The organism is Acrocarpospora sp. B8E8 (assembly GCF_039871605.1).
In the GTDB taxonomy this organism is placed as follows: domain Bacteria; phylum Actinomycetota; class Actinomycetes; order Streptosporangiales; family Streptosporangiaceae; genus Acrocarpospora; species Acrocarpospora macrocephala.
Genome location: NZ_JBDPLV010000087.1, coordinates 32,698 through 43,309, shown reverse-complemented (window position 1 = coordinate 43,309; position 10,612 = coordinate 32,698). Strand labels below are relative to the sequence as shown.

The following is a 10,612-nucleotide window of genomic DNA, read 5'->3' as shown; positions in this document are numbered from 1 at the left end:
CATGCCGACCACCGGCGACACCTCACCGATCACAACGCCCCGCCGATCCAACCGGCGGGGCGTTCTGCATAACGACCATCGGCACGCCCAACGCCCAAACCATCGGCATCTTCAACGCCGGGCCACAGGTGGTGACTATGTCGTGGCTCATGGGGTGTGCTCCGGGTGTGGGAGTGGCTTGTCGTGCGGGGTGTTGCGGGGGGGTGCGTCCCACGGCTCTTTGAACGCGTCGTGGGCGCGGACGGGTTGGAGGTCGGGGTGCCAGGTGGGGCGGCGGTGGAAGATCGGGTTTAGGGTGCCGCGCCGGTAGGCGGGGATGGCGGCCATGGTGGTAAGGATCATGACTATGGGCATGAGGAAGCTGCCGTGGAGGTCGCGCGCGTACAGGCCAGCGGTGTTGACCATGGCGTGGAGGAGTCCCAGGGAGGCCAGTGAGGCGGGGCCGGTGATGATGATCAACAAGGGCCACACGTTTGAGCGCTGGTTGGCGGTGGCCATGGCCAGCAGGCACGTAGCGCCCGTGGTTGCGATCACCAGGGCGGCGGCGAAGGTCAGTGACGGGATGTTGAGCAGTTGGAGCGCGAGCAGGTCGCGGGGGCCGTCGGGGCCGGTGACTTGCAGCATGGGGGCGGCCAGATGGATCCAGCCGATGGCGCAACTGAGGGTGACGAACTGCCAGGCGCGCTGGTAGTAGTGCAGTCGGTCGTTGCTGTCGATGGTGTAGTCGTCGGACATGCGGGTTTGCCTCCGGGGTGGGTTGGGCTGGGGCCGGTCTGGGTCGCGTCGGCGGTGGCGTGGCGTGCGCCGTGTGCTGATCGTGGGTGGGTCACATCACCCGTGGTCCTCCCCGGTCGTTCCAGGTGCCGGGGTGGTCGCGTCCGCTCGGGGTGCCGGGGTAGGGCTGGGCGTCGGTGCCGTTGGTGCCGTCGTAGTCCCAGTTCTCCTCGCTCAGCAGTTGCGCGGGCATGGGGATGTCCTTGCGGGCGGCGGGCACCGCTACCACGGCGTTGGCCAGCAGGGCTGCGGGCAGGAAGTAGGCGGCGTATCCGGGGGTGGCGTGCAGTTGGGTGACGGCGGTGATGACGGTCACCAGCAGGGCGGTGAGGGCGGCGGGTGCGGCGGCGATGATGAGCAGGGGTGGGAGGCGGCTGGGTGAGCGGCCGGTGAGGAAGGCGAGGAGGCAGGTCGCCCACAGGAGCGCTCGCGCCCAGCTCGGCCAGCCCGCCACGGGGACACTGCCGAGTTCCACAAAGGCGATCTCGCCGCCGCCCGGCGTGTGGAGCACGGGGGCCGCCCAGAAGATGAGGATGGAGAGCCCGAGAAAGCTCCACCAGTTGTCCCTGCGCAGAGTCGTGTAGCTGGTCGTGACTAGGTCGCCCATGGCGGGTCCTTCCGCTGGTAGTTGATCTTGATGGGTCCCGCGGCGCCGCCTGTAATGATCTTGGTCTGATGGCTGGGCTGCCAGAGCCGGACTGTGGTGTCGCGGCTGGCGGTGGCCAGGGTGGTGCCGTCCGGGCTGAAGGCGAGCGCGTCAACGGCGCGGGTGTGGCCGATGAGGGCTCGGCTGGTGAGGCTGGCCAGGTGCCACAGCGTGACCGTGCCGTCGAAGCGGGCGACGGCCAAAGTGGTGCCGTCCGGGCTGAAGGCGACCGTCATCATGTAGTCGTGCCCGTAGATGGTCAGTTCGTCGGCCAGGGTGCGGGTGTCCCACAGCGTGACCGTGTCATCAAGGCTGGCGCTGGCCAGAGTGTGACCGTCCGGGCTGAAGGCGACCGCGTTGACGGCATAGGTGTGGCCGGTGAGGGTGCCTCGGCTGGTGCGGGTCCCCACGTCCCACAGCCGGATCGTCCGGTCGGGGCCTGCACTGGCCAGAGTGTGGCCGTCCGGGCTGAAGGCAACCGCGTTGACGGCTTCGGTGTGGCCGGTGAGCGTCGCGCGGCTGGTGCGGGTCCGCACGTCCCACAGCCGGATCGTGGTGTCGGCGCTGGCGCTGGCCAGGGTGGTGCTGTCCGGGCTGAAGGCGACGGCCTTGACGGCGTGGGTGTGGCCGGTGAGCGTCGCGCGGGTGGTGCGGCTGGTCAGGTCCCAGAGCCGGATGGTGTGGTCGGCGCTGGCGGTGGCAAGGGTGGTGCCGTCCGGGCTGAAGGTCAGCGCGTACACGTTTTGGGTGTGGCCGGTGAGGGTGGCCCGGCTGGTGCGGGTGGCTGTGTCCCAGAGCCGGATGGTGTCGTCCTGGCTGGTGGTGGCAAGGGTGGTGCCGTCTGGGCTGTAGGCCAGGGCGTTGACGGGGCGGGTGTGGCCGGTGAGGGTGGCGGTGTGGGTCCAGCGGGGGATGACGGTGCTGGCCTGGGTGGCGGGGACGAGGGCTGCGACGAGGGCGGCGGCGGCTGTCACGATCGCGGCTATCGCGATGCGGGTGAGGATTGCTCGCCTGCTGCGGATCGGAACGGACACGGCTACTCCGGGTCTTGGGGGTGGTGCCCTGGCGTTGGGCGGCTGCCGCTCCCGCCGGGACCGGCCGAAGGCCGCATGCCCGGCGGGGAGGGCGGCGTTTAGCCGCCCGCGCGGCCGTAGGCCGCGCCTTGATACCTATAAGAACAATTCGGCAAAGGCCCGAGCTGGGGTTTGACTAGTCAGTCAGAACTTGTCAAGGATCATGGTCAGGAGGCGACATTAGGTGTCCGAAAAATGGTGATAAATCATGCGATAACTGGACTATCTCCATCGAAGATCGGAATGGAGGGCCGGAAAACTCTCAACGAGAGTGGAACAGCAATACGATTCCCCTTGTCGAGTTCGCGGCCCTTCAGGGTGGTCGGTCCCTCTGCAGAGGATCGACCGGCGCGAGCCCCCCGGGTCGGTCCGTCCAGCACTAGGGGCTCAAAGGAGGAATCCCTGTTGGTTGAGCGAAGGAGACGACGCAGGAAGCCAGACCATGCCGATTGGCTGTCGCTCGTGCTTCGAGCGATCTTGATCGGGGTGGATTGGCTGGTGAATAGGCCACGGACCTAGCAAGATGCGCATCCTGCTAGGCCCGTAGGGTGTTTCAGCGCAGGCCCCGGTCTCTTGAAGGGCGATCGGGGCCTTGCGTTGCCGGTGCCGTGAAGGGCACGGGACAGATAGAGGGTATAGCGGGCTGACCATTCCCGCATTGCGTTGGTAGTGCGGGATTGCGGCGGGGGTGCTGAGGCCGGTTGATGCCGTAGGCACCCGAAGGGCGACCGTGAGGGAGTCTGCCGGCGTCAGCAACGGCGCGTTAGTCCTGGTCAGAGCATTGCCTGGCGGTTCTTCCATCTGCTCTGTTCCCTTGGGGAATGGCCCCGGTGCTGGGGGCTGATGTTCCGGATTGTTGGACAGTCGGTTTGGGCGGCGGCGTGCCGATGAGGGCCGGACGGGTTTGGTTTTGGCGTAGGAGCGAAGCCCGAAGCCTGCCATGTCCGGTGCGAACGGTGCCCGCTGCCCCGGCTGTCCCCCGCATCATTCCCGGCAGCCTCCTGCATTGATTGGGCGGCGCGCATTGGCGTGATCCAAAAGGGGGCGGGGCCGTTGTTGCGCCCCAACGTCGGCGAACCCGGAACCCTTTGTGGATCACGCCATGCGCCTTTCGCCCGTCTGGGTCGTGGTTCCGCTGAGCGGGTGTTATGCCGATACGGCATGAATCACGGCCAGGTGGGGGCCTGCATCCGTCCTGGGGAGTGGACGGGGGTTCTGTGGTGCTGATGCCGACTGTATGCAACGGCCGGTCTGCTTCGCATGGTCAAGACAATGTCAGTCAGATGTTGTCAGAACTGATTGTTATGAATTGCGGTTTTCGGGAACTTTTTCGGTCCCTTGTTCGTTCACCAGGGTAAGAAATCCAAGCAACCGCAAAGGGGTTGGTGTAGGTGGCGTTACAGGGTTCTATCCCTGTGGATCATGGGCGGGTCTTCCCGCACGGCGCGTACGTGACCGGGGAGGTCTCCCCGGTGCTGGACTTCGACGCCAGCACGAAGGACCGGCCGGTTCCCGCTCGGGACCGTGAGACCGGAGAGTTGGTGTGGGCGGTGCCCGTCATGGACGGGGACCCGACCCTCAAGGCCGCGTCTAAGAGTGTCGCGGTGAAGATCGTCTCCAACACGCAACCGGAGATCCCGGCTGCTCCTCCGCAGATGGCGGCGCTGGGTCTGACCTTGGTGCCGGTGGAATTCGTGGGGATGGCCGTCACGCCCTGGGTCAACCCGGCGGGGCGTCTGGCCTATTCGTTCAAGGCGCGGGGCATGCGTCCCGCTGGCCCGCCTGCGCGGGCGAAGTCGCACGGTGGCGACGCGTGAATCGCGTTCGCTAGCCGCTTCTAGGCCCTGGCCGTAGAGCCGGGCGTTCACAGCACATCCGCTGTCAACTATCACTCACCTTCCTTCCTCCGTCTCCCCGGAGTGGTCTTACGCGCTGCCTGCGCGTGCGTGTTGCGTGCGCGCGGGTGGTGGCGTCTGTCTGACACGCGTCCCGGGGCTGCCGCATGTGCGGCGGCTTCCTCAGCGCAATTTCAGCGATCAAGACGACGAGAAGGTGTGTTTTTCGTGCTGCGCAAACTCCCTGGAAGTGAAGTGGTGGGCGTGGTGTCCACCAGGCCCGATACCGCGCTGGTGTTCTCCCCGAACGTGATCAGAACGCCTGCGATCATCACCATTTGCGTGTGGCTGTGGCGGCTGCTGTCGGGGCTGGTCGCTCTGGTGTGGCGGCATCCGGTCGCCTGCCTGCTGATCAGCGCGACGGCTGCCGGGGTCTACGAGATCGGGGTTCGCCGGATGGCGGCGGGCTGGATCGGGGCGTCGTGCGCGCTGGGCGCGTGGGCGCTGTGGAACAACGCCTCGTTCATGCGCTGGGTCGGGTATCCGGTCCTGGCCTGGGCGCGTTGGCTGGTGGTCTACCGCCGTAAGTGGCGGTCGGTGATCGCGGTCGCCGGTCTGGCGGGGAACATGCGGGGCCGGGCGTATGTCCCTGACCTGGTGCGGGTCCGCTGCGACGCGCGCAACGACGTGGTCATGGTCCGGATGCTGTCCGGGCAGAGCGATGAGGAGTTCGCGGACCGCGCCCCGAACTTGGCGCACGGGTTCGGGGCCTCCCGGGTCCGGGTCACGTGTCCGCGTCCGGGCTGGGTGGCCCTGACGTTCCCGCGTAATGACGCGCTGGCGGCGGTGATCCCGGCGCGGCCGATCCCGGTTCGGCCTGCGGTCGGCCCGGTTGAGGTGGGGTTGTGTGAGGACGGGAGCCCGTTCTGCATCCAGGTGCACGGGACTCACGTGCTGATCGCGGGGGCGACGGGAGCCGGTAAGGGCTCGTTCCTGTGGGGGATCGTGCGCGGGTTGCTGCCCGCTGCTCGGGCGGGGATCGCGGAGCTGTGGGGCCTGGACGCGAAGTACATGGAGCTGTCGTTCGGGCGGGATCTGTTCAAGCGGTACGCGGCGACTGCGGAGGAGTGCGCGGAACTGCTTGAGGCGGCGGTGAAGCTGATGCAGGAACGCGCGGGCCGGTATGCGGGGGTGCGGCGCTCGCACGTGCCGACGATCGAGGATCCGTTCATCCTGCTCGTGGTCGATGAGGTGGCCTTTCTCACGGCGTACCAGCCCGACAGGGGCTTGCGCCTGCGGATCGGGGCGGCGCTGGCGACCCTGACCACACAGGGCCGCGCGGTCGGCATCGGCGTCGTGGCGGCGCTCCAGGATCCGCGCAAGGAAGTGCTCACGATCCGGCACCTGTTCCCGGACAGGATCGCGCTGCGGCTGGACGAGCCGTCCCAGGTCGACATGGTCCTCGGCGACGGGGCGTGGGATCGGGGGGCGCTGGCTGACCAGATTCCCCGGCATCCGGATGACCCGAGCATCGGGGCCGGTGAGGCGTACGTGCGGTGCGAGAACGCGCCGGAACCGATCAGAGTCCGGGCGGCCTACGTGTCGGATGCCGACATTCACGAGATGGTCAGCGATTTCGGGGGGCGCTCATGAGCGCGGTGTTCATCATCCTTCACGACGTGGAGTGCGCGGCCTGCGGGGTGGCCGATCGGCTCTGGCAGGAGGTTCTGAGCGGGCTCATCGAGTGCCGGGCGTGCGGTGACCGGGTGGTCATCGATGCGGACGGGCGGAGCGTGGCGACCGTGAAGGACCTGGAGGAGTGGGGCGTGACCGACTTCGGCGACGACTTCGGCCACGAGGACGGCTACGGGGACGGCTACGGGGACGGGTCAAGGGACGGCGACGAGGACGGCGGGGAGGTCGGTAACGCACACGGGAGCTGGGACCGGCCGTTCGGCGACTGGTGCGGCGGCGTTGTGTGGGGGGCGCGTTGACCTCATCCCGGGCGTACGCGGACGGGTCGGACGGGTCGGGTGTGTTCGGGGGCGGGGCTTCGGCTCCGCCTTCGGGCGGGGGGTCTTCGGCTGGTGCGGCGGGTTCGGCTGGTGCGGTGGGAGCGCTGAGGCCGGTTGATGCCGTAGGCACCCGTAGGGCGACCGCGAGGGAGTCTGCCGGCGTCAGCGGCGGCGTATCGTCCCTGGTCAAAGCGGCGGGGCTGCTGGATCGGGCGGTTGCCGAACGGGTCGCGGTGGAGAACGGGGTCTGTATCCGGCCGATCCCGATGCGTCGGCAAGACGTGGTGACAGGCGCGGTGGATGTGGTGGATCTGCCGTGCGGGTCCTGGCGGGAAAGCTACTGTCCGCCGTGCGCTCGGCGGGTCCGGCAGGTTCGGATGGCGCAGTGCCGGGAGGGCTGGCATCTGGAGTCCGAACCGCTGACCGGGGATATCTCGGCGCGGGAGTACCGGGCGTATCTGGCGGGGCTGCGGGTGGAGGCGCAAGGCTGGCGTGATCAGGCGGCGCAGGCTGGGGAGGATACGGCGGATCTGGATCTGGCGTTGGCTGATCTGGACGCGGAGATCGCGGCGGCGCAACCGGTCTCCCGGAGGGGTGCGGCGGGGGCTGAGGTCGGTTCGGCCGATGACGGCTCGGCTGACGGTTCGGCTGAGGGTGATGGGGCGGGGCGGCGGGTGCGTTCGACGCGTCGGCGTCAGGATGTGCCGGATCTGCCTCGGGCTCCTCGCTCGGGCGGGACGGTGGGGCGGGTGTATGAGGGTCGGGGCGGGAAGGGTTACCGGCCGTCGATGTTCCTCACGCTGACGTTGCCGAGTTACGGCAAGGTGGTGGAGGGTGCGCCGGTTGATCCGGACCGGTACGACTACACGGCGGCGGCGCGGGACGCGTTGCACTTCTCCAAGCTGGTGGATCGGTTCGTGCAGAACCTTCGCCGGGTGGCGGGCTGGGATGTGCAGTACTTCGCGGCGGTGGAGCCGCAGAAGCGGCGTGCGCCGCATCTGCATATGGCGATTCGGGGGACGTTGCCGCGTGCGGTGCTGCGCAAGGTGGTGGCGGCCACCTACCACCAAGTGTGGTGGCCTGGGGCCGATGAGGTGGTCTATGCGGGCGACGGGGACGGCGACGGGTTGCCGGTGTGGTCGGACGCGGACGGCGGTTACGTGGATCCGGACTCGTGGGAGGCGCTTCCGACGTGGGATGAGGCGCTGGATGAGCTGGACGCGCGGGAGGAGGCCGGGGAGTCGGGGCCTGTGCATGTGGCGCGGTTCGGGACGCAGCTGGACATGCAAGGGCTCCTTGCCGGGAGCGCGGATGCCGACCAGCGGACCAAGTATCTGACCAAGTACCTGACCAAGAGCCTGGGTGAGGGCTGGGAGGCGACCGGTGCCGATGCGGCGGGCGGTGGGTCGGGTCGGGTGGAGCATGCGCGGCGGCTGGCTGAGGCGGTGCGGTGGGAGCCGTGCAGTCCGGAGTGTGCGAACTGGCTGCGGTACGGGGTTCAGCCGAAGAACGTCAAGGCGGGTCTGCGGCCGGGCTGGTGCCGGAAGAAAGCCCATCATCCCGACCGGCTCGGCTACGGCGGCCGTCGCGTGCTGGTGTCGCGTAAGTGGTCGGGCAAGACCCTGGCGGGGCACAAGGCGGATCGGCGGACCTGGGCGCTGACCGCGATGGGGATCGATCCGCAGGAGGAGAGCCGGGAGCCGGGCCGGTATGTGTGGCGGCCGGTGAGCGCGTCTGATCCGGGCCTGGATCCGCTGCCGTTGCGGCTGCTACGCCTTGTCGGGCTGCGTCAGCGCTGGCGGGCCGAACAGGCGGCGCTACGGGAACGGGCAGGGCTGGGGCCTCCGGATTCTGCGGATGATCCGGGGTCGGCGGGGGGTGCGGCGGCTGCCGGGGGTGCCGGGTGACGAGCGGGGAGAACACTCGGCCGTGGCTGGCTGCGCACGGGCGCGCGGGTGGCGCGGAAGTGGTCAGACGGGATAGCGGCGTGCCGACGAACTTGGGCGCGGTCACTGGCGCTGGGTACCGGGCGCTGCGCTGCGGCGAACTGGTCGCGGGTCGGCGGTGGTTCGGTGAGCGGGTAAGCGTCGCCTTCAGGAAGGGCGTGCCGGAGGCTCCTTTAGGCCAGGGTGGGCGGGCGGGTCCCGCGCCGACGACCCTCGGTGACGATCTTGTGACAGATCGCATGCAAGGGGACCGAGACCGGGATCGGTGGTGGCGTGGCGCGGCTCGGGTGTGCGGTGGGTGCGTTGGATCCCTGCCACGCGCGAAAGCCGCCTCGATAATCGCTGCAATGCGCAAAAGGAATCCGGCGTTTAGCGGATTGCATGAGCGGCATGCTCTGAGGCGCGCTCGCGGGCGCGTTTCTTTTGTAGCCGACCGTTCGGTTCGGGTGGGTCGGTGCGCCTTGCCGCTGGCCCGTAACTGGCCCGTGGACATCTGCGGAAAAGGGGGTGTGTAAATGGCGCTGGACAAGCCCGGGGACTTTCTCACGGTGGCCGAATGCCGCCGTATCCTGCAGGTTCCTAGATCCACTTTCTATAAGTGGATGAATACCGGAAAGGGGCCGAAAACCTATCGACTTCCTAATGGAGAGCATAGGATTAATCGGCTTGATTGGGTAGAATGGTTGCAGGAACAGAAACTCGACTAGAAAGGGAACCATGGAAACCTCACTCGACATTCGATTCTGGAAGATCCGTCACCGGCCCAAGCGCAGCCTCCCGTACGAACTCCGATGGACAGTCGGAAAGAAACCCTACTCTCTTTCTTACAAAACCAAAGCGCTCGCGCAAGCCATGCAGGCCAAGCTCACCAAAGCGGCCGGTGTCGTCGGGGAGGCATGGGACGTCAACACCGGCCAGCCGGTCTCCTGGGCGCGTAAGGAAGCCTCCTGGTACGACCACGCCGTAGAGGTGGCGGGCAAGGAGTGGGCGGAGGCCTCAGCCAACGCGCGCCGGTCCCGGGCCGATGATCTGACCGCCATCACCATGTGCATGCTGGACCGCTCGGCCCTGGCTCGCCGGTCCCGGCCGTCAGACAAGGATCTGCGGGAAGCGCTGAGCCGCTGGGCCTTCCGCCCGGGGCGTATCGAGAGCGAAGCGGTGCCGGACCGGATCACGACGGCGCTGGACTGGCTGTCAGCCAACACCCGTCCGTTCTACAGCCTCGGCGACGAGCAGACCTTACGGGCGCTGCTGGCGGACCTGTCCAAGCTGCAGAACGGCAAGCAAGCCTCCCAATCGGTGATCCGGCATCGCCGGGGCCAGCTGAGCCGGGCTCTGGACCTGGGGGTGACCAAGAAGTACCTGACGCTCAATCCGCTGCCTGCCTACAAGCCCAAGCGTTCGGACGGGCGCGATGAGGAGGTCTCGCCCGTCTGCATCCCGTCCCGTGATCAGGCGGCGCGGCTGCTGGATGCGCTGTGGTCGCTGTCCGGGCGGGGCACGACCAAGGATCGCGGTCCGCATCTGCGGGGCTTCTTCGCCTGTATGTACTACGGGGGGTTACGCCCGGCGGAGGTTACCGCGCTGCTGGTGGATGACCTGTATCTGCCTGCTACCGGCTGGGGGCGGCTGACCCTGCGCGGTTCCTCCCCTGAGGTCGGCGCGCTGTGGACCGATGACGGCAAGGCGCATGAGGACCGGAGCTTGAAACACCGTTCCCGCAAAGCGGTGCGCGTGGTCCCCATCCCTCCGGCGCTGGTGGCCATCCTGCGCGAGCACCTGAACCGCTTCGACCCTGCGCCGGACGGGCGGATCTTCTGGGACGGTCCCGACCACAAGAAGATCGGCAAGAGCGTCTACAGCTACCTGTGGGAGCGAGCCAGGAAAGCCGCCTTCAGCGAGAAGGAGGTCGCGTCCCTGGTCGCCCGTCGCCCCTATGACCTGCGGCACGCCAACGCCTCTACGCTGCTGAGCGCCAACGTCAACCCCGCTGAGGTGGCGCGGCGGCTCGGGCACACCATCAAGGTTCTGTTCGCCGTGTATGCGCACTGGATCGACACCGACACCGACATCGCCAACGCTAAGATTGAAGCCGCGTTCAACGGCGTCCCGTACGTCCCTCACAGCGCTGTGACCAGCGCAAACGTGCCCGAAATTTCCGGGCCACCCACGGGCCAGCTGCCCGAATCCGCCGCCGCGTAGAGGTATCTCCGCAGGTCAACGGCCTAATCCCCAAATTGCTTGACTCCACCACCCAGCCCTTCGATTCCCCTCGGGCTCCGCCCGAACCCGCCATCGCCGTAGGTCCCCACACGAAACGACA

Annotated in this window: 9 protein-coding genes; 6 read left to right on the top strand and 3 right to left on the bottom strand. The window is 67.9% G+C overall.

Annotation, left to right across the window (positions count from 1 at the left end; genetic code table 11):
- Positions 1-147 precede the first annotated feature (147 nt).
- The 3 genes from ABGB08_RS47255 to ABGB08_RS47245 all read right to left on the bottom strand — a co-directional run bounded on the left by ABGB08_RS47255 (position 148) and on the right by ABGB08_RS47245 (position 2,454).
- A complete protein-coding gene (locus ABGB08_RS47255) occupies positions 148-735 on the bottom strand; it encodes a hypothetical protein (protein ID WP_347604679.1) in 588 nt (195 codons plus the stop codon).
- 91 nt (positions 736-826) lie between these two features.
- Positions 827-1,381 carry a hypothetical protein gene (locus tag ABGB08_RS47250; protein ID WP_347604676.1) on the bottom strand — a complete coding sequence of 185 codons (555 nt, stop codon included), beginning with the start codon at positions 1,379-1,381 and terminating at the stop codon, positions 827-829.
- Entirely contained in the window at positions 1,369-2,454 is a 1,086-nt protein-coding gene (locus ABGB08_RS47245) for a WD40 repeat domain-containing protein (RefSeq protein WP_347604674.1), read from the bottom strand. The genes ABGB08_RS47250 and ABGB08_RS47245 overlap by 13 nt, the downstream gene beginning before the upstream one ends.
- 1,454 nt (positions 2,455-3,908) lie before the next feature.
- On the opposite strand from ABGB08_RS47245, the gene ABGB08_RS47240 reads away from it, so the two are divergent.
- The 6 genes from ABGB08_RS47240 (at position 3,909) to ABGB08_RS47215 (ending at position 10,491) form a co-directional block, all read left to right on the top strand.
- Positions 3,909-4,310, top strand: a complete 402-nt coding sequence (locus ABGB08_RS47240) for a plasmid replication, integration and excision activator (protein WP_347604672.1) — start codon at positions 3,909-3,911, stop codon at positions 4,308-4,310.
- Positions 4,311-4,556: 246 nt separating this feature from the next.
- Complete coding sequence (locus ABGB08_RS47235; protein WP_347604669.1) at positions 4,557-5,981, top strand: FtsK/SpoIIIE domain-containing protein; 1,425 nt, start codon at positions 4,557-4,559, stop codon at positions 5,979-5,981.
- Positions 5,978-6,322 carry a hypothetical protein gene (locus ABGB08_RS47230; RefSeq protein ID WP_347604666.1) on the top strand — a complete coding sequence of 115 codons (345 nt, stop codon included), beginning with the start codon at positions 5,978-5,980 and terminating at the stop codon, positions 6,320-6,322. The genes ABGB08_RS47235 and ABGB08_RS47230 overlap by 4 nt, the downstream gene beginning before the upstream one ends.
- A 116-nt stretch (positions 6,323-6,438) precedes the next feature.
- Complete coding sequence (locus tag ABGB08_RS47225) at positions 6,439-8,250, top strand: replication initiator (protein ID WP_347604663.1); 1,812 nt, start codon at positions 6,439-6,441, stop codon at positions 8,248-8,250.
- 554 nt (positions 8,251-8,804) lie between these two features.
- Entirely contained in the window at positions 8,805-8,996 is a 192-nt protein-coding gene (locus ABGB08_RS47220) for a helix-turn-helix domain-containing protein (protein WP_347604660.1), read from the top strand.
- 145 nt (positions 8,997-9,141) lie between these two features.
- Entirely contained in the window at positions 9,142-10,491 is a 1,350-nt protein-coding gene (locus ABGB08_RS47215; RefSeq protein WP_347604657.1) for a site-specific integrase, read from the top strand.
- Positions 10,492-10,612 lie beyond the last annotated feature (121 nt).

Excerpts from the sequence above, each read along its gene's own strand:
- ABGB08_RS47255 (WP_347604679.1), bottom strand. The coding sequence starts at position 735 with ATGTCCGACGACTACACCATCGACAGCAACGACCGACTGCACTACTAC.
- ABGB08_RS47250 (WP_347604676.1), bottom strand. The coding sequence starts at position 1,381 with ATGGGCGACCTAGTCACGACCAGCTACACGACTCTGCGCAGGGACAAC.
- ABGB08_RS47230 (WP_347604666.1), top strand. The coding sequence starts at position 5,978 with ATGAGCGCGGTGTTCATCATCCTTCACGACGTGGAGTGCGCGGCCTGC.
- ABGB08_RS47220 (WP_347604660.1), top strand. The coding sequence starts at position 8,805 with ATGGCGCTGGACAAGCCCGGGGACTTTCTCACGGTGGCCGAATGCCGC.
- ABGB08_RS47215 (WP_347604657.1), top strand. The coding sequence starts at position 9,142 with ATGCAGGCCAAGCTCACCAAAGCGGCCGGTGTCGTCGGGGAGGCATGG.